Consider the following 18,205-nt stretch of genomic DNA (forward strand, 5'->3'; position numbering starts at 1 on the left):
CTTTCCCCGCTTTTTTGCGCCACCTGCCCCGAACCGCCATGCACCTGCCCTTCAGCGCCTCCGTCCCTGCACCGCGGCGCCAGTTTCTGGTCGGCTCGGGCCTGGCCACGGCGCTGGGCCAGTTGCCTGCCTGGGCCCGGCTGGGCGAGCGGCCTGCGCACAACCCTTTCACGCTGGGCGTGGCCAGCGGCGACCCCGAACCCGACAACGTGCTGCTGTGGACGCGGCTGACGCCACCGCTGGCCCAGCTGGGCGAGACCGACACCACGGCCATGCCTGCGCTCAAGATCCGCTGGGAGCTGGCGCACGACCCGCTGTTCCGCCAGATCGTGCGCAGCGGCGAGGCCATGGCCCAGCCTGAATGGGGCCACGGCGTGCATGTGCAGGTGGGAGGACTGGCGCCCGACCGCTGGTACCACTACCGCTTCATGCTGGGACAGGCGGTCAGCGGCACGGGCCGCTGCCGCACGGCGCCCGCCCCCGGCAGCATGCCGCAGCGCCTGCGCCTGGCCTATGCCTCCTGCCAGCGCTGGGAGCACGGCTACTACGCGGCCTGGCGCCAGGTGGTGCAGGATGCGCCGGACCTGGTGATCTTCCTGGGCGACTACATCTACGAATACGCCACGCCCGCCATGACGTTGGGCCTGGCCCGCACGCACAGCCTGCGCGCCGCGCAGACCCTGCAGGACTACCGCGACCGCTACGCCCTGCACAAGAGCGACCCGCTGCTGCAGGCCGCGCATGCCCTGTGCAACTGGTCCGTGGGCTGGGACGACCATGAGGTAGAGAACAACTACGCGGGCGACCAGGGCCAGGGCGATGCCGCGCGTTTCCTGGCCCGGCGCATGGCCGCCTGGCAGGCCTTCTACGAAAACATGCCGCTGCGTGCCAGCGCGCTGACGGGCGCCGGGGCATCGCATGGCGGCGGCGGCCTGCAGCTGTACCGCAGCCTGCAATGGGGCCGGCTGGCCCGGCTGCATCTGCTGGACGGCCGCCAGTACCGCAGCGCCCAGGCCTGCCGCATCGAGGGCGAGGCAGACAAGGGCAGCGTGCGCCCTGCGCAATGTGCCGCCCTGTCGGACACGGCGCGCAGCTTCCTGGGCTGGACCCAGGAGCAGTGGCTGTACCGCCAACTGGCCGAGGACGCACGCCACCAGGGCAGCGAGGGGCCGCGCTGGAGCATCCTGGCCCAGCCCACCCTGCTGTCGGCGCACCGGCCGCCCTCGGGATCGCAGGCCACGGACAGCTGGGACGGCTACCCGGCCGCGCGCCAGCGCCTGGTGCGCCACCTCACGCCGGGCGCCCAGCCCACGCCGCGCAACAGCGTGCTGCTGGGCGGCGACCTGCACCAGAACTACGTCTGTGCCGTGCATGCCGATCCCGAGGCCGCGCCCGAACGGCGCAACCCCATCGTGGCCAGCGAGTTCTGCAGCACCTCGATCACCTCGCGCAGCGGCACCACACAGGCCAAGGTCGATGCCATCGTCGCCCACAACCCGCAGGTGCTGTACGCACGCTGCGAGGAACGCGGCTATGGCCTGGCAGACATCACGCCCGAACGCTGGACCAGCGAGCTGCGTGCCGTGGCCAACCCCATGCGCGCCGACAGCCGCATCTACACGCTGGCCCGCTTCACCGTCGAGGACAGGCGGCCCGGCCCCGTAGCCAGCTGACAGGGCACTGACACAGGGCACGACCGAAGGGCACTTTCAGCAGGCCTCGGAATCAGTGGCTATCCTGACATCGCCACCCGGCATGCCGCCTATCGTATGGTGAGCTGCCTTGCCCCGCCCACCAGAACACGGAAGCCATGCACCTGACTTTCAGCGCCTACTACACCCTGATCTTCGCCGCCCTCGTCCTTTTGCTGGGCAAATGGCTGGTGCAGCACCTGCGCCTGCTGCGCGAATTCAACATCCCCGAGCCCGTGGCCGGCGGTCTGGTCGTCGCCGTCGCCCTGTTCGTGCTCAACCAGACCCTGGGCTACACCTTCAGCTTCAGCAGCGAGCTGCAAATGGCCTTCATGCTGGTGTTTTTCTCATCCATCGGGCTGAGCGCCAATTTCGCCAAGCTGCGCGAAGGCGGCCGTTCGCTGCTGCTGTTCCTGGCCGTGGTCGCCGTCTTCATCGGCCTGCAGGACCTGGTGGGCGTGAGCCTGGCCACGATGCTCGGGCTCGACCCGCTGTTCGGGCTGATCGCAGGCTCCGTCACCCTGACGGGCGGCCATGGCACGGCAGGCGCCTGGGGCCAGGTTTTCGAGCGCGAGTACGGCATCCAGGGTGCGGTCACGCTGGGCATTGCCTGTGCCACCTTCGGACTGGTGATCGGCGGCCTGATCGGCGGCCCGCTGGCCAAGGCCCTGATCACGCGCCGCAGGCTTGCCGTGCACGACCCCGCAGCCGCCCCCGAAAAACAGCCACCGCTGGGCGAAAGTGCAAGCCACGGCGGCTTCGAGAACCCCGAGCAGACGCGCCTGATCACCACCAGCGCGGCCATAGAAACACTGGCCCTGTTCGCAGGCTGCCTGGGCTTTGCCGAGTTCATGGCGCAGTTCACCGCCGGCACCCTGTTCTCCCTGCCCACCTTCGTCTGGGCGCTGGCAGGCGGCGTCGTGATCCGCAACACGCTGGACTATGTCTTTCACTTCCAGGTATTCGACCGGGCCATCGACGTCTTCGGCAATGCCTCGCTGTCCATCTACCTGGCCATGGCCCTGCTGTCGCTCAAGCTGTGGGAGCTTGCAGGGCTGGCGGCGCCGCTGATGGTGATCCTGGCGGCCCAGACCCTGGTCATGGGCCTGTATGCCGCGCTGGTGACCTTCCGCATCATGGGCAGCAACTACGATGCGGCCGTGCTGGCCGCCGGCCACTGCGGTTTCGGCATGGGTGCCACGCCCACGGCCGTGGCCAACATGCAGGCCATCACCAACCAGTACGGCCCCTCGCACAAGGCCTTTCTCATCGTGCCGATGGTGGGCGCCTTCTTCGTCGACATCGTCAATGCCACGGTGATCCAGCTGTTCATCCGCTGGCTGCACTGACCACCGCAAACACCGAACGCACCATGCCCCTGCTGCGCCGCGCCCTTGCCACCACCCAGGCGCTCGTCCTGGCCCTGCTGCTGGCAGGCTGCAGCCTGCCGCCGCTGGCTGGCCGCAGCGAATCCACGGCGCTGCCGCCCGAGGCCGCCCAGGCCACGCTGCTGGGCCAGGCGCTGGCACCGCTGCTGGACCAGCATCCGGGGCTTACCGGCATCCACGCGCTTTCCGATGCACGCAACGCCTACGCGGCGCGTGCCCTGCTGGCCCGCGTGGCCCAGCGCACGCTGGATGTGCAGTACTACATCTGGCGTGACGACACCACGGGCCACCTGCTGCTTGACGAACTGCGCCAGGCCGCCGACCGGGGCGTGCGCGTGCGCCTGCTGCTGGACGACGGCGGCACGGCAGGGCTGGACACGCAGCTCAGCGCGCTGGACCGGCATCCGCAGATCGAGGTGCGGCTGTTCAACCCCTTTGCGCAGCGCACGCCCAAGGCGCTGGGCTATGTGACGGATTTCTCGCGCACGCAGCGGCGCATGCACAACAAGAGCTTCACGGCCGACAGCCAGGCCAGCATCGTGGGTGGACGCAACATCGGCGACGAGTACTTCGCGGCCACCGACGGCGTGCTGTTCGCCGACCTTGACGTGGTCGCCATGGGGCCGGTGGTGGCCGATATCGCGCACTCGTTCGACCAGTACTGGGCCAGCGCCTCGGCCTACCCCGTGGCCAGCCTGCTTCCGCCGCTGCCCGACTATGCGGTGGCGCGCGCCAGCGAGGCCCTGGCCACCGAGGTGCAGCGGCCCGAGGCCCAGGCCTATGTGCGCGCCGTGGCGCAAAGCCCGTTCACGCAAGAGCTGCTGGCCGGCCGCCTGCCACTGCAATGGGCCCGCACCACCCTGGTCAGCGACGACCCGGCCAAGGTGCTGGGCCAGGTGCCCAGGCAGGGGCTGCTGATCACCCAGCTGGCACCCGCCATCGGCCAGCCGCAGCGCCAGCTGGACCTGGTCTCGCCCTACTTCGTGCCCACCGAGGCCGGTGTGCGCGCCCTGGCCGGCCTGCGCCACCAGGGCATTGCCGTGCGCGTGCTCACCAACAGCCTGGAGGCGACCGACGTGGCCGTGGTCCACGCCGGCTATGCCCGGTACCGGCGCCCGCTGATCGAGGAAGGCGTGCAGCTGTATGAGCTGCGCCGCCAGATCGGCGAGCCGGACACGCCCGCCGCCGATGCAGGCGTGCCCCGGCAAGGGCTACCATCGCCCGCCGCGTCCTCGGGCGGGAAGTCGGGCGGGAAGGCGGGCGTGGGTTCGGGCAGCCGCCCCGGCAGCTCGGGCTCCAGCCTGCATGCGAAGACTTTTGCGGTCGATGGCGAGCGCATCTTCGTGGGCTCGTTCAACTTCGACCCGCGCTCGGCCCACCTCAACACCGAGATGGGCCTGCTGATCGACAGCCCCGAGATGGCTTCGCAGATGAGCCGCATGCTCGACCTGAGCCTGCCAGCGGCCGCCTACCACGTGCAGATCGATGCACAGGGCCGCCTGAGCTGGACCACGGAAAGCGGCACGCCGCCTGAGCCACTCACCACCACCACCGAGCCCGGCAGCAGTGCATTCAAGCGCCTGATGCTGCGCGTGCTGGGCTGGCTGCCCATCGAGGGGCTGCTTTGATGCCCGGCCCGGCCGCTCAGTCCAGCCGGATCGACGGGCGCAGGCGCGAATTCATCAAATCGATCAGCCACAGCAGCCCACCGCGCCAAAAGCCGTAGATGCGGGCCTGGTGCGAGCGGTACAGCATGATGTGGCTCAGCATGGCCATGCGCCCGCGGATCACGCCGCCGTTGAACAGGCCGAATTTGCCCAGCGATCCATAGGCGTCGTAATGGGCCAATGACACCAGGGCGCCAAAGTCGCGGTAGGCAAAGCCTTCGGGACGGAAACCCGGCTCCTTCAGCAGGCGCGGCAGCGTCTCCACCAGATAGCGGGCCTGCTGGTGCGCCACCTGGGCGGTGGGCGGCAGCGGCACGCTGGCACCGGGCAGGGTGAAGCTGGCGCAATCCCCCACGGCGTAGACATGGGGGTCGCTGGTCTGCAGCTGGCCGTTGACCTTGAGCTGGTTGCCTTGCGTGGTCTCCAGTCCCAGCTGCGCCAGGAAGGCCGGGGCCTTCACGCCCGCTGCCCAGACGCGCAGGCCTGCGGGAACGAACTCGCCGCTGGCCAGCACAAACCCCTCTTCGCTGGCCGACTGCACGCGGCCGTTGACGATCACCGAAACGCCCAGGGCCTGCAGACGCAGGCGCGTGGCTTCGGAAATCTCTTCAGGAAAACCGGGCAGCAGGCGCGGCCCGGCCTCGATCAGCACGATGCCGAAGCGCGCGGCCTCGCCCAGCGCGCCGTAGGCGCGGGCGCTCTCGGCCAGCTGCACCAGCTCGGCCGCCAGCTCCACGCCCGTGGCGCCGCCGCCCACGATGGCCACGCGCAGCTGCTCGCCGCTGGTCATGCAGCGCACCATGCGCAGGCGGATCTCGCTGTTGAAGGCATCGGCCTTGCGGCGCGAGTCGATCATGAAGCAGTGCTCGTCCACGCCCGGCGTGCCGAAATCATTGGCACCGCTGCCCACGGCGATCACCAGCCGGTCGTAGGCAATGCGCCGGCCCGGCACGATCTCGCGGCCATCGGGCGCCTCGATGGGGGCCAGCAGCACCTCGCGGGCCTCGCGGTCCAGGCCGCACATTTCGCCGGGCTGATAGGCAAAGCTGGCGTCGCTGGCCTGGGCCAGGTAGGTGGTCTGCTGCTGGGCCAGGTCGCGCGTGCCGGCCGCAATGGTGTGCAGCATGGGCTTCCAGACATGGGCCGAATCGCTGTCCACCAGGGTCACGGAGCCGATGGCGTCCGTGCGCCCCTTGCCCAGCGCCGTGGCAATCTCCAGCCCCGCCACGCCACCGCCCACGACGACGATGCGCGCCCCGCCCGATCCCGTTGCCGAACCCGCTTCTTGTTCCTTGCCCATTGCTGCTCCCTGCCGGAAGGCCCGGCCGGCCGCACCATGCGCCGGCTTGCAGGACATTCGCTTCCAGACAGTCTTGATTCTTGTCAGTTTGGGTAGCAGGCGACTTGCTAGGGGTAAGCCCCAGATCTGCAACAGATATCTGATAGAAGACCTCCGATCGCGCAAGGCCCAGTCTTGTACAGGACCGCGCTGCAGGAAAAACATCATCCCTGCCGGATGGCCAGCCGGACGTGATCATTGCGCTATCAACACAAGAGCATCCGCCCTGTCCGTCACGCAGCATGGACGACGACATGACGGCCTGCATCTGCAGGCCTGCACGAATGCCCCGCCGCCGGGCCCGCGATTTGCGATTGTCAATATACGAAACGTATATTCCCCGTATGATCGCCACCCCATGGGAATCGTCAAAATATCCGACCAATTGCACGACCAGATCCGCCTGTCCAGCGCGGCCCTGGGTCGATCCATCAACGCCCAGGCCGAGCATTGGCTGCGTGTCGGCCAGCTGGCCGAACACCATCCCCATCTCGACTACGCAGGCATCTGCGCCCTGCTGCTGCAAGAGGCCGCGGCCACGCTGAAGCTGGGCGAGCCCGAGGCGGCACCGGCTCCCGCCGATACGGCAGCACGCCGCCCGCGCCCCGTGCGCCTGTCGGGAGGCCTGCAATGAGGGGCGCCAAGCTGCGCAGCGTTCCGCTGCACGACGCCCTCGATATCGGGCAATCACGCAAGGCCGGTGGCCTGGCCGCCCGTGTCCTGCAGATGCTGGTGCCCCACGTGCAGCCGGGCGTCAGCACCGAGCACCTGGACAAGCTCTGCCATGACTTCATCGTCGATGAACTGCGCTGCGTGCCAACCAACGTGGGCTACCACGGCTTTCCGAAGACGGTCTGCACCTCGCCCAACCACGTGGTCTGCCACGGCATCCCCGACGCCCGGCAGATCCTGCGCGAGGGCGACATCCTCAATGTCGATGTGGCCGTGACCACGCCCGAGGGCTGGATCGGCGACACCAGCCGCATGTACTACGTGGGCCAGCCCTCCAACCAGGCGCGCCGCCTGGTGGAGACCACCTACGAGGCCCTGCTGGCCGGCATCCGCGCCGTGCGCCCCGGCGCCACGCTGGGCGACATCGGCCATGCCATCCAGACCGTGGCCCAGCGCGAGCGCTTCAGCGTGGTGCGCGAGTACTGCGGCCACGGCATCGGCAAGGTCTACCACGACGACCCCCAGGTGCTGCATTACGGCCAGCCTGGCCAGGGCATGGTGCTGGAGGCCGGCATGATCTTCACCATCGAGCCCATGCTCAACGCCGGCAAGGCGGCCACGCGCGAACTGGCCGACGGCTGGACGGTGATCACCAACGACAAGTCGCTGTCCGCCCAGTGGGAGCACATGGTGGTGGTGACCGACACGGGCTTCGACGTGCTCACGCGCTGGCCCGAGGGCACGGGCAGCTACGCGTCCATCTGAGCATGGCGTCCAACTACCTGTACCTGGGCCTGGCCATCGTCGCCGAGGTGGCGGCCACGTCCTGCCTCAAGCAGTCCGAAGGCTTCACGCGGCTGTGGCCCAGCGTGGTCACGGTCCTGGGCTACGCGCTGGCCTTCTACTTCCTGTCGCTGACGCTGCGCACCGTGCCCACGGGCGTGGCCTATGCGATCTGGTCCGGCGCGGGCATCGTGCTGATCTCCCTGGTCGGATGGCTCTGGCAGGGCCAGACGCTGGACCTGCCCGCGCTGGCGGGCATGGGCCTGATCGTGGCGGGCGTGCTGGTCATCCAGCTGTTTTCCAAGACGGCCGGACACTGAGCCGCTGCCCGCGCCGCGGCCCGGCCATCAGCCCGTGATGGCCTGGACCGATCCGGCCTGGCGGCGCAGCTCGAACTTCTGGATCTTGCCCGTGCTGGTCTTGGGCAGCTCGCCAAAGACCACGGCGCGCGGCACCTTGTAGCCGGCCAGGTGCTTCTTGCAGTGGGCCACGATGTCTTCGGCCGTGGTCTGCGCGCCGGCCTTCAGCTCGATGAAGGCGCAGGGCGTCTCGCCCCACTTGGGATCGGGCTTGGCCACCACGGCGGCGGCCAGCACGGCCGGGTGGCGGTAGAGCACGTCCTCGACCTCGATGGACGAGATGTTCTCCCCGCCCGAGATGATGATGTCCTTGCTGCGGTCCTTGATCTGTATATAGCCGTCCGGATGCTGCACGGCCAGGTCGCCCGTGTGGAACCAGCCGCCGCGGAAGGCCTCGTCCGTGGCCTGCGGGTTCTTCAGGTAGCCCTTCATGGCGATGTTGCCCTGGAACATGATCTCGCCCATGGTCTGGCCGTCATGGGGCACGGGCTCCATGGTCTCGGGATCAAGCACGCTGGCCGAGCGCTGCAGGTGGTAGCGCACGCCCTGGCGGGAATTGAGGCGCGCGCGTTCGCCGATGTCCAGCGCATCCCAGGCTGCGTGCTTGGCGCAGACCGTGGCCGGGCCGTAGACCTCGGTCAGGCCGTAGACATGGGTGATGTCGAAGCCCAGCTGTTCCATGCCCTCGATCATCGACGCCGGTGGTGCGGCGCCCGCCACCATGGCCTTGACCCCGGCGGGCACTCCCTCCTTCATGGCGGCCGGCGCATTGACCAGCAGGCAGTGCACGATGGGCGCGCCGCAGTAATGCGTGACGCCGTGGTTGCGGATGGCATCGAAGATGGCCTGCGCCTCCACCCGGCGCAGGCAGACGTTGACGCCGGCGCGTGCCGCCACCGTCCACGGAAAGCACCAGCCGTTGCAATGGAACATGGGCAGGGTCCACAGGTAGACGGCGTGCTTGGGCATGTCCCACTCCAGCACATTGCTGATGGCATTGATGGCCGCACCCCGGTGGTGGTAGACCACGCCCTTGGGATTGCCCGTGGTGCCGCTGGTGTAGTTCAGCGCAATGGCGTCCCACTCGTCGGCGGGCAGCTGCCAGTCGAAACCGGCATCGCCGCCGGCCACGAAATCGTCGTAGTCCAGGCTGCCCACCTGCTCGGCGGCCGGGCCGTACAGCGCGTCCTCGACCTGGATCACCAGCAGCGGCGCGCTGCGCTGGCGCAGCTTCAGCGCCTTCGCCACCACGCCCGTGAACTCCGGGTCCACGATCAGCACCTTGGCCTCGCCGTGGTCCAGCATGAAGGCAATGGTTTCCGCATCCAGCCGCGTGTTCAGCGCATTGAGCACGGCCCCCGCCATGGGCACGCCGAAATGCGCCTCCACCATGGGCGGCGTATTGGGCAGCATCACGGCCACGGTGTCGTTCTTGCCCACGCCCGCCTTGTGCAGGCTGCTGGCCAGCTGGCGGCAGCGCGCATAGGTCTCGCCCCAGTTGCGGCGCAGCGTGCCGTGGACCACGGCCAGCCGCTCGGGATAGACCTCGGCCGTGCGGGCGATGAAGCCCAAGGGGCTGAGCGGCGCATGGTTGGCGCTGTTGCGCTCCAGATGCTGGTCGTAAATGTGGGTCATCGTGGTCTCCGGTTCGCTGGGTTTTCTGGTGAGATGCCCGCCTGCCGCCGCAGGCTGGCGAAACCTGAAGATATAGCAAGACAGGCTTACACAAGCTTGATGCGCATCCACCCGGCTCGCCACCGCACAGGCCCGGATAACCAAAGCGGCATGCATGGTCTTTGCAGGGCATCACAATTTTCAGAATTTCATGAAAATTGAAAATACCTATGCAGAACAATCACTTGAACTGCCTGTAGACGCGCCCCCGACTGTCCCCCAGGCGACTGCACCACCACAGTCCTCTATAAGACATCATTTATCAGATGACTCGGCCGCACGGCCCCGGCTTCACTCGTAGAATCGCCGCTTGGATTCGCCGGCCAGCACCGCTGGAAGGCGAACAAGGAGTTCCTAGAGGAGTCGCCTGGCAACGCTCCAGGCATCGTTGGAGACGAGCCTGCACCCCACCGGTGCAGGCTTTTTTTTGCTTCAGCGCAGGCTCAGGGACTGGCGCTTCCAGGCCGGGTCCTGCCAGCGCTGGAACAGCGGCAGGGCCGATACATCGCCGGTCACGCGCTCGGTGGCCAGGCCGTCCAGCCGCACCACTTCGAAGCTCTTGCGGTAGCGGCCCTGGCCACGGGCCTCGCGCGCCACCAGCATCAGCTGGCCGCCAGGCACCCAGCCCGCCCATTCGGCCACGCCGGTCTCCGGGGCGGTGGCGGCCGGGGGCAGCACGTCGGCCAGCCAGCCGCCTTCGGTCTTGCGCAGCACCCACAGTTCGCGCCAGCCTTCCAGCGGCTGCACGGCCAGGGCCACGGCCGTGCCCTCGCGGTTGGTGCTGGCCGATGCAGCCCACACCACGCCATAAGTGCAGCGGCGCAGCAGCGGGGCCTTGGCGCCGTGCTGGGCGTCCACCAGCAGCACGCAGGTTTCGCCGGCAGCACCGGGCTCGGTGAGCAGCGTCGGGCGGGCGCCGGCAGCAGGAGCCGCAGCAGCAACAGGCGACAGCGCCCAGCGCACGGCGCTCACCCGCATGGCCGCGTCGTTGTAGGCGCTCTGGTCTTCATCGGGCAGCTCGGACTTGCTGACGCCCGTGAACTCGGCCAGCGCCCGGGCGGCCGATGCCGCCACGGCAGGGTCGGCCATGCTCTTGCGCGCCTGCTGAAAGGCCAGCGCCGCCCACACGCTGGCGCGGCGCATCTGCACGCGGCCGCGCAGGTAGGGCGGCAGGCCGGTCACGTCCACGCGCTCCAGCACATCGGCCTGCCAGGCATGCATGCGGGCGCGCTCATGGGCCGGCAGATCGGGGTCCACGCATTCGGACCGTGTCAGCGCCAGGGCGGCGCGGGCGCGCTGCGGCGCGTCGGCGGCGGGCATGGCCAGCACGCGGCGGAAGAATTCGCCTTCATAGCAGACCTGCATGCGGCCTTCGACCTCATAGGTCGCAAAGCGCAGGCCGTAGCCGTTGGCCACATCCAGGTGGGCCGACAGCGTGGCGCCCGAGGCCTTGCCGGGCGCAGCGGCGGAGGCGCGCCGCGCCAGCCGGTCGGCAAAGCCGCCCAGTGCGTCGAAGGCCTGCGCGCCTTCGGCGCCGGCCAGGGTCCTGGCGGGCGCGGCCTGCAGGTAGGCGGCCGCAAGGCCGATGCCCAGCGCCTCGGCACCGGGCGTGTCCTGCACGAAGCGCAGCACGGCCAGCAAGGCGGGGGCATCGGCCTCGGTCATGGCCACGCGGCGCACATCGCCTGCGCGGATGAAGCCGCCGCGCTCGCGCTTGTGGTCCCAGACCTGGAGGTAGTCCAGGCGTTCGCCCCTGATCTCCAGCACCTCGCCCTGCCACAGGCTGGCCTGCTGCTGGGCGCCATCGCGCGGCGCGGCGCGCAGGCTGGCCTGGTCCTGCACCACGATGGCGCTGCCCATGCCGGTGGCCAGCGCTGCGGCGGCCAAGGTCGATACGGTCAGCATGGCTTATTGCTCCTGAACGGCTGCGTTGGCATCTTCGGCCGCCACGGAGGCTGCGCCGGCCTGTGCATTGCGGCTGCCGCCCAGCAGGGCCGCGCCGATGAAGTCGCCGTTGGCCGGCGGGGGCGCGATGATGACCTGGATCTTGTCCGAGAGCTTGTCGGCCAGCGTCTTCTGGATCAGCAGCGGGTAGCGCGTGACCAGGGTGCCCTCGCGCGCCATCTGCTCGGCGTTGACCTTGCCCAGGCGGTCCATGCGGAAGGCCTCGGCCTCGGCCAGCTTCTGGCGCGCATCGGCTTCGCCATTGGCCTCGATGCGGCGGGCCTGGGCGCTGCCCTCGGCGGCTTTAACGCGGGCCACGCGCTCGGCCTCGGCCTCCAGCTGGCGCTGCTCGATCTGGCGCTGTTTGAAGGGCAGCACATGCTTCATGGCCTCTTCCTGGGCACGCGCGGCAATCACCTGCTCGCGTGCGGCGGCTTCGGCGGCCACTTCGCGGCGCACCTTGTCGGCATTGGCGTCCAGCTCGGTTTCCTTGACGCGCTTGTCCTTGAGCTCCAGCGTGTAGCGCATCTTCTCGGAGGCCAGCTCCTCGGCCAGCAGGCTGTCCATGCCGCGGCGGTACTCGGCGGGCAGGTCCACCTTGCCGATCTGGATGCTGCGCAGCGTGACGCCGTCGGCCGCCAGGCGCGTGCGCAGTTCCGTTTCCATGATCTGGGCGATCTCGGCGCGCTTGGTCGAGAAGATTTCGCGCACGGTGTAGCGCGCAAACACCTTGTAGACCAGGCCCTGCACGGCGGGCTCCACGATGTCGCCGCCTATGTCCAGAGGCAGGTTGCCGGCCTTGACGGCGGGCGATGCGGGATCAAGCGCATAGCGCACGTTCAGGTCCAGACCCAGGGACAAGCCCTCGACCGACTGCAGGGGTGCGCTGCCATTGGCCTGGCGCATGGCCTCCGGACGGTAGCTCTGATCGCGCAGGGAGAACACGCGCACCGTGTGCAGGCCCGGCACCACCCACACGCTGCCATCGCGCCACAGGCTGACCGAGCCCGTGAACTGGTTCAGGCGCACGCCCAGCGTGCCCTGCTCCAGGTGCTGCACGGGCGGGTTGCGCACCACCACCAGACCTGCCGCCACCACCACGGCACCGATGGCCAGCCAGCGCACGGTACGTGCCGTGGGCAGCAGGACTGCCCAGTCCACGGGCTGGCGGCGGGGCGCGTTGCCCGGCAGCGTGCCAGCGTCTGCTGCAGGCTCGGAGGAATCGGCAGGGCCGGCTCCGTCCAGGCGGGCGGACTTGCGGCCCGTCAGGGCCTGCATGATGCGGTTCCAGGTGGCTTTCATGGTGTTCTCTCTCTCGGCTGTGATGGCTGTTGTTGGCTGTTGTTGGCTGTTTCTGAGGCACCGGAAACAGGGGTGGCTCATTGAGGACCGATTGTTCGGATCCACCCCGGAAGCAACAACGCAGCGCACGGACCAAAGCGCTCACACCGGCGGCGCAAACGCTCCGGCCCCGGAAGAAAAACTCACACCCGGGCCGGCGCAGGGCCGAGATAATCCCGCGAACACCGCCACGGCGGCCTCCCCCGACCCCACCCCTGCACAGCCCCATGACCCGTATCGCCGTGATCGAAGACGACCTGCCCACCAGCAACCAGTTGGCGGGATGGATACGCAGTGCGCGCAGCGGCATCGTGATCGACCAGTGGTTCACGCGCGACGAGGCCGAGGCCGCCCTGGCGCGCGAGCACTACGACGCCGTGGTGCTGGACATCGAGCTGGGCCGCGAGCGCCATGCGGGCGTGGCCCTGATCAACGCCATCAACAAGCTGGGCCAGGGCACGCCGGTGCTGGTGGTCTCGGCCATGCCGGCCGCCATCTACCGCAGCATCATGAAAGCGCTGGACGCCTGGGACTACCTGCAAAAGACCACGTTCGAGGAGGCGGACTTCATCGAGACCTTCCTGGACATCCTGCGCACCACGCAGCGCGCGGCGCCTGTGGCCGCGCAGGCCGCCGCAGCGCCCGCAGGCGACGCCCTGGTGCTGGACCCGCTGTGGCAGCGCACGCCCACCTGGCGCGGCGAGCGCATCAACCTGCCGCTGACGGCCCAGCGCATCCTGGCCACGCTGCACCAGCGCAGCGGCGAAGTGGTGTCCTACGACGAGCTGTTCGAGGTGGTCAAAAGCGGCCGCAACCGCGACAACGTGCGCAAGCACGTGAGCACCATCCGAGAGGCCCTGCGCGAGGTGGACCCGGGCTTCGAAGGCATAGAGAACGTGCCCATGCGCGGCTTTCGCTGGGTGGGCCAGGCCGGCGCCGCCGTCCGCACATGAAGCGCCTGCTCAACCCCAGGCTGGAGCTGCCCCGGCTGGAAGTGCCGCGCCTGGGCCTGGCCGCATTCCGCCAGCGCATTCTGCTGCGCGGCGTGTTCGTGCTGCTGGCCGTGGCCACGGTGTCCTTGAGCGTGGTGGTGCTCAAGGACGAGAAGGAACGCGCCTGGCAGGCCTACCAGCACGGCTTTGTGCGCAGCCAGGCCGAGGTCATGGCGCGGCTGCGCCATCCTTCGGGCCGGCTGGCCCTGCTCAACGCCGGCCACCTGGGCCAGGGCGTGACGCCGCTGGCGCCGCTGCTGCTGCCCTACGCGGCCATCGATTTCGACGATCCGCAAAAGTCCCAGCAGGCCGTGGAGATGGCCGGCTGCTCGGTGCAGTATCCCGATGGCGCCTCGCTGTGCGCAGCCATTGGCAACAATCCCTACGCAGGCGGCTTCATCTATCTGGTGGGCAGCTTCTTCGCAGGCGAGCTGACACCGCGCGAGCGCGGCTCGCGCGAGCCCGCCCAGGCGCACCGCGCCCGCATCACGCTCGACATGCGCGGCAGCACCTACCGCTGGATCGCGCCCTATGAGGCCATGCCGCAGCAGGGCAACAAGTCCGGCAACGGCGAGCACGGCCGGCTCACCGGCTTTGTGGACAACGGCACGCCCCAGCTTGAGGCCCGCGCGCGGCCCGTGCGCGATTTCCGTGGCTGGCTCTGGCAGAACGGCCATTGCCGCGACCTGCCGCCTGGCGTGCAGGGCAATGCGGGCAATGCGGGCAATGACAAGACGCCCCCTGCAGCCGACTGCCTGCGCCGCACGCACTACTCCATCCGCCTGCCGGTCGAGCTGTTCCGCGAAGCCCTGTTCCGCAGGGACGTGCGCCCGGTCTGGCCGCCCGAAGACCTGGGCAGCATGCGTGTGCGCGTGGAAATGCTGGCCCCCGGCGACACCGAGCCGCCGCTGTTCGACAGCAATACGCCCGGGGCGCAGCTTGCGGCCTCGCTCAACGACATATCGCGCAGCCTGCTGCCGGGCGAGCGCGTGCAGATCCGCAAGGTGGGTGCCGACGAGGCCAGCGCCATCACCCTCAAGGGCGTGGATGTGCAGGCCGCGCCGTCGGCACCCTGGCTGCTGCGCCTGATCAGCTGGCTGCCGCTGGATGCGGCCGGCGTCTCCGCCGCCACCATGACCCCGGCCGTGCCCACGGGCCAGGACATTCTGGACACGCCCACGGGCAACTACACCGTCAGCTTCACCGGCCACCCGCGCGATGTGGAGCAGGACCTGGCCGCCGTGGCCACGCGCCTGTCCTGGTACCTGGGCGCCATGCTGGCCGCCATTGCGCTGGCCTGGCTGATCGTCGAGCTGGGGCTGATCCGCCGCGTGACTGCCCTCACCCGGCGCGCCGCCGCCGTGTCCTACAACGTGCAGGACGGCCATGTCGGCCCGCGCCTGGGTGACCTCGAAGTGTCGGACCTTCGTGGTTCCGACGAGCTGGGCATTCTGGCCGGCGGACTGGCCGACCTGCTGCAGCGCGTGAAGGACGACCTGCAGCGCGAACAGCTGCGCGCCCAGCAGGAACGCGACATGTGGCATGCCGTGGGCCACGAAATCATGTCGCCCCTGCAATCGCTGATGGTGCTTTACGGGCCCGACGACCCCGGCCACCGCTACGTGCAGCGCATGCAGCAGGCCGTGCATGTGCTCTACGGCACGGCATCGCCGGCCGAGGCGCTGCAGGCCGCCAACGTGCCCGAAGGCCGGCTGGACCTGAACGCCTTCCTGTCCCACGTGGCCGCCAACGCGCACTTCGCGGGCATTGCCAACGTGGTCTACGAAGGCGGGAGCGGGGAAGGAGGCGGAGGCGGGAACAGGGACGTCACGGGCGCCGTGATCGTGCGCGCCGACGAGTTTGCGCTGGAGGACGTAGTCACTCACATCCTGCGCAATGCCGACAGCTACCGGCCCGCGGGCACGGCCATCACGCTGTCGCTGTCGGCCTCGGAGTCCGCCGCCAGCGCCACGCTGCACAACCAGGGCGCCACCATTGCGGAGGACCTGCTGGAGCGCATCTTCGAGCTGGGCGTGTCCGCCCCCCAGGAGCCGGCGGCCGCCGGCAGCGCCGAGCACCGGGGCCAGGGCCTGTTCGTGGCCAGGACCTACATGGCGAAGATGGGCGGCACGATCAAGGCGCACAACACGCGCGATGGCGTGGCCTTCACGCTGACCTTCCAGCGCCTGGGCTGAGGGCCGGGCACCGCCGGCCAGTGCCCCCGGGGCACGGCCGGATGGCCCCGCGAAGGCACAATACGCGGGTGTCCATTCCCCAATCGTTCATCCAGGAATTGCTCTCGCGCGTCGACGTGGTCGATATCGTGGGACGCTACGTGCAGCTCAGGAAGGGCGGCGCCAACTTCATGGGCCTGTGCCCGTTCCACAGCGAGAAGTCGCCCTCCTTCACCGTCAGTCCCAGCAAGCAGTTCTATCACTGCTTTGGCTGCGGCAAGAATGGCAACGCCATCGGCTTTCTGATGGACCATGCCGGCATGGGCTTTGTCGAAGCCGTGCAGGATCTTGCCGGCCAGGTCGGCCTGCAGGTGCCGCAGGACGACATCAGCCCCGCCGAGCGCGAGCGCCAGGCCGCGCAAAAGCAGAAACAGGCCACCCTCACCGACGTGCTGGAGAAGGCAGGCGACGCCTACCGCAAGCACCTCAAGGCATCGCCCCAGGCCATCGACTACCTCAAGCGCCGCGGCGTCTCGGGCGAGACCGCCAAGCGCTTCGGCCTGGGCTACGCGCCTGCGGGCTGGCGGTCGCTGGCCAGCGTGTTCCCGCAGTACGACGATCCGCAGCTCGAAGAATCGGGTCTGGTCATTGTTGGCGAGGGCGACGACAAGCGCTACGACCGCTTCCGCGACCGGCTGATGTTTCCCATCCGCAACGTCAAGGGCGAGTGCATCGGCTTCGGCGGCCGCGTCTTCGGCGACGAGAAGCCCAAATACCTGAATTCGCCCGAAACCCCGGTCTTTCACAAGGGGCGCGAGCTCTACGGCCTGTTCGAGGCCCGCACCGCCCTGCGCGACATGGGCTATGCGCTGGTCACCGAAGGCTATATGGACGTGGTGGCCCTGGCCCAGCTCGGCTTTGCCAACGCCGTCGCCACGCTGGGCACGGCCTGCACGCCCGACCATATTCACAAACTGTTTCGATTTACCGAAGCCGTCGTCTTCAGCTTCGACGGAGACGCGGCGGGTCGGCGCGCCGCGCGCAAGGCGCTCGATGCGGCCCTGCCCTATGCCAGCGACACGCGCAGCGTCAAATTCCTCTTCCTGCCTGCCGAGCATGATCCGGACAGCTTCATCCGCGAGTACGGCAGCGAAGCCTTTGCCCGCTACGTGGGCGACGCGCTGCCGTTGAGCCGCTTTCTCATCGAAGCCGCCAGCGAAGGCTGCGACCTGGGCCAGGCCGAAGGCCGCGCCCACATGGCCAGCAATGCCCGCCCGCTGTGGACGGCACTGCCCGACGGCGCCCTCAAGCGCCAGCTGCTGGGCGAGATCGCCGAACTCGTGCAGCTGGATGCGCGCGATCTCTCGGACCTGTGGTCGCAGGAAGCCGCCCGCAGCGGCCCCGCACGGGGCTCCATGGCCGGTGGCGCCCACCATCCGGGCCAGGCCAGCCATGCACCGGCCGCGGCCGACTGGGGCCAGCCGGCCGAATACAACGCCCCATCGGGCTGGCCCGAGGGGGGCAGCCAGGGCGGCGGCACAGGCGGCTGGCGTGGCGGCGAGCCCGGGCGCGGCGGCAAAAAGCCCTGGCCGCGCAAGCCCTGGGACAAGAATGGCCGCAGCGACTTCAACCCGCCGCCCATGGGGCCGCGCGTAGCCCCCGCCACGCGCACGGACCAGGCGGCGCGCCTGCTCATGGCGCACATGGAGTTCATGGAAGAACTCACCCACGAGGACTTCGAGGCGCTGGCGCGCTGCGCCGCCGGGCACGGCGCGCTGTTCCGCTGGATGGAAGCACAGTTCCAGGAATCCGGCCCCCGGCCCTTCGCCGTGCTGCGCGAGCAACTGCGCGGCCTGCCCCATGAGGTGCTGGCCGACAAGCTGATGAGCGGCCCCCACGCCCATCCCGAAGGCGAGCTGTCCGAGCTGCGCCGCGAGCTGCGCGGCGTGCTCAACCGCATCGTCATCGACCACATCAAGGCCCAGATCGACGAAGCCGTGCGCGACATGGCACGGGACCCCAGCGCCGCCCAGCGCTATCGCGATCTCTTTGCCCGACAGCAGGTCCTGGAAAACCAGATGCGCACTTCCTCTTGAAATCGAGGTAAGCAGATATAATTAGGGGCTATCGGCAAGAGCGACAGCAGCACCTCCGGACCGGGCCCCGTGAAGAACTCACGTG

At 69.1% G+C, this 18,205-nt stretch carries 13 protein-coding genes; 9 read left to right on the plus strand and 4 right to left on the minus strand.

Translation table 11 applies throughout. The annotated features are described in order from the left end of the window. Positions 1–38 precede the first annotated feature (38 nt). The 3 genes from ACM14_RS09570 (at position 39) to ACM14_RS09580 (ending at position 4,707) form a co-directional block, all read left to right on the plus strand. Positions 39–1,673: an alkaline phosphatase gene (locus ACM14_RS09570; protein ID WP_065346023.1), complete on the plus strand. Its 1,635-nt coding sequence runs from the start codon at positions 39–41 to the stop codon at positions 1,671–1,673. 137 nt (positions 1,674–1,810) lie between these two features. Further along, the gene (gene gltS / locus ACM14_RS09575; RefSeq protein ID WP_012206832.1) at positions 1,811–3,040 is read left to right on the plus strand and encodes a sodium/glutamate symporter; all 1,230 of its coding nucleotides are present in this window, start codon (positions 1,811–1,813) and stop codon (positions 3,038–3,040) included. Positions 3,041–3,063: 23 nt separating this feature from the next. Beyond that, entirely contained in the window at positions 3,064–4,707 is a 1,644-nt protein-coding gene (locus ACM14_RS09580; RefSeq protein ID WP_065346024.1) for a phospholipase D family protein, read from the plus strand. A gap of 16 nt (positions 4,708–4,723) precedes the next feature. On the opposite strand, the gene ACM14_RS09585 is transcribed toward ACM14_RS09580, so the two are convergent. After that, positions 4,724–6,046, minus strand: coding sequence for an NAD(P)/FAD-dependent oxidoreductase (locus ACM14_RS09585; RefSeq protein ID WP_013801159.1), 1,323 nt, complete (start codon positions 6,044–6,046; stop codon positions 4,724–4,726). 397 nt (positions 6,047–6,443) lie between these two features. Between ACM14_RS09585 and ACM14_RS09590 the strand changes: the two genes are divergently transcribed. Genes ACM14_RS09590 through ACM14_RS09600 form a run of 3 tightly spaced genes read left to right on the plus strand, consistent with a single transcriptional unit; the run spans position 6,444 to position 7,860 of the window. Continuing rightward, a complete protein-coding gene (locus ACM14_RS09590; protein ID WP_012206835.1) occupies positions 6,444–6,719 on the plus strand; it encodes a ParD-like family protein in 276 nt (91 codons plus the stop codon). Next, a complete protein-coding gene (gene map / locus ACM14_RS09595) occupies positions 6,716–7,522 on the plus strand; it encodes a type I methionyl aminopeptidase (protein ID WP_065346025.1) in 807 nt (268 codons plus the stop codon). Before ACM14_RS09590 ends, map begins: the two co-directional genes overlap by 4 nt. 2 nt (positions 7,523–7,524) lie before the next feature. Further along, positions 7,525–7,860 carry an SMR family transporter gene (locus ACM14_RS09600; RefSeq protein WP_012206837.1) on the plus strand — a complete coding sequence of 112 codons (336 nt, stop codon included), beginning with the start codon at positions 7,525–7,527 and terminating at the stop codon, positions 7,858–7,860. Positions 7,861–7,887: 27 nt separating this feature from the next. Here the strand turns inward: ACM14_RS09600 and ACM14_RS09605 are convergent, their stop codons facing one another. The 3 genes from ACM14_RS09605 to ACM14_RS09615 form a co-directional block, all read right to left on the minus strand. Beyond that, on the minus strand, positions 7,888–9,534 hold the full coding sequence (locus ACM14_RS09605; RefSeq protein WP_065346026.1) for an acyl-CoA synthetase: 1,647 nt from the start codon (positions 9,532–9,534) through the stop codon (positions 7,888–7,890). Positions 9,535–10,005: 471 nt separating this feature from the next. Continuing rightward, positions 10,006–11,478: a hypothetical protein gene (locus tag ACM14_RS09610; protein WP_065346027.1), complete on the minus strand. Its 1,473-nt coding sequence runs from the start codon at positions 11,476–11,478 to the stop codon at positions 10,006–10,008. A 3-nt stretch (positions 11,479–11,481) separates the two neighbouring features. Then, positions 11,482–12,819, minus strand: a complete 1,338-nt coding sequence (locus ACM14_RS09615) for an SPFH domain-containing protein (protein WP_065346028.1) — start codon at positions 12,817–12,819, stop codon at positions 11,482–11,484. Between the two features lie 266 nt (positions 12,820–13,085). Here ACM14_RS09615 and ACM14_RS09620 point away from each other — a divergent pair, with 266 nt between their 5' ends. The 3 genes from ACM14_RS09620 to dnaG are packed head-to-tail and all read left to right on the plus strand — an operon-like array spanning position 13,086 to position 18,120. Beyond that, positions 13,086–13,811, plus strand: coding sequence for a response regulator transcription factor (locus ACM14_RS09620; protein WP_012206841.1), 726 nt, complete (start codon positions 13,086–13,088; stop codon positions 13,809–13,811). Beyond that, positions 13,808–16,045 (plus strand): HAMP domain-containing sensor histidine kinase, encoded by a 2,238-nt coding sequence (locus ACM14_RS09625; protein WP_065346029.1) that lies wholly within the window; start codon positions 13,808–13,810, stop codon positions 16,043–16,045. Before ACM14_RS09620 ends, ACM14_RS09625 begins: the two co-directional genes overlap by 4 nt. 41 nt (positions 16,046–16,086) lie before the next feature. Further along, a complete protein-coding gene (dnaG, locus tag ACM14_RS09630) occupies positions 16,087–18,120 on the plus strand; it encodes a DNA primase (RefSeq protein ID WP_065346030.1) in 2,034 nt (677 codons plus the stop codon). The last annotated feature ends 85 nt before the right edge of the window (positions 18,121–18,205 follow it).

Source organism: Delftia sp. JD2, assembly GCF_001682645.1.
GTDB lineage: Bacteria > Pseudomonadota > Gammaproteobacteria > Burkholderiales > Burkholderiaceae_C > Comamonas > Comamonas acidovorans.

What these genes read in the sequence shown, in the direction of transcription:
- ACM14_RS09620 (WP_012206841.1), top strand. Translation starts at nt 13,086, where the DNA reads ATGACCCGTATCGCCGTGATCGAAGACGACCTGCCCACCAGCAACCAG.
- ACM14_RS09600 (WP_012206837.1), top strand. Translation starts at nt 7,525, where the DNA reads ATGGCGTCCAACTACCTGTACCTGGGCCTGGCCATCGTCGCCGAGGTG.
- dnaG (WP_065346030.1), top strand. Translation starts at nt 16,087, where the DNA reads ATGGCCCCGCGAAGGCACAATACGCGGGTGTCCATTCCCCAATCGTTC.
- map (WP_065346025.1), top strand. Translation starts at nt 6,716, where the DNA reads ATGAGGGGCGCCAAGCTGCGCAGCGTTCCGCTGCACGACGCCCTCGAT.
- ACM14_RS09610 (WP_065346027.1), bottom strand. Translation starts at nt 11,478, where the DNA reads ATGCTGACCGTATCGACCTTGGCCGCCGCAGCGCTGGCCACCGGCATG.
- ACM14_RS09580 (WP_065346024.1), top strand. Translation starts at nt 3,064, where the DNA reads ATGCCCCTGCTGCGCCGCGCCCTTGCCACCACCCAGGCGCTCGTCCTG.
- gltS (WP_012206832.1), top strand. Translation starts at nt 1,811, where the DNA reads ATGCACCTGACTTTCAGCGCCTACTACACCCTGATCTTCGCCGCCCTC.
- ACM14_RS09570 (WP_065346023.1), top strand. Translation starts at nt 39, where the DNA reads ATGCACCTGCCCTTCAGCGCCTCCGTCCCTGCACCGCGGCGCCAGTTT.
- ACM14_RS09605 (WP_065346026.1), bottom strand. Translation starts at nt 9,534, where the DNA reads ATGACCCACATTTACGACCAGCATCTGGAGCGCAACAGCGCCAACCAT.
- ACM14_RS09615 (WP_065346028.1), bottom strand. Translation starts at nt 12,819, where the DNA reads ATGAAAGCCACCTGGAACCGCATCATGCAGGCCCTGACGGGCCGCAAG.
- ACM14_RS09625 (WP_065346029.1), top strand. Translation starts at nt 13,808, where the DNA reads ATGAAGCGCCTGCTCAACCCCAGGCTGGAGCTGCCCCGGCTGGAAGTG.
- ACM14_RS09590 (WP_012206835.1), top strand. Translation starts at nt 6,444, where the DNA reads ATGGGAATCGTCAAAATATCCGACCAATTGCACGACCAGATCCGCCTG.
- ACM14_RS09585 (WP_013801159.1), bottom strand. Translation starts at nt 6,046, where the DNA reads ATGGGCAAGGAACAAGAAGCGGGTTCGGCAACGGGATCGGGCGGGGCG.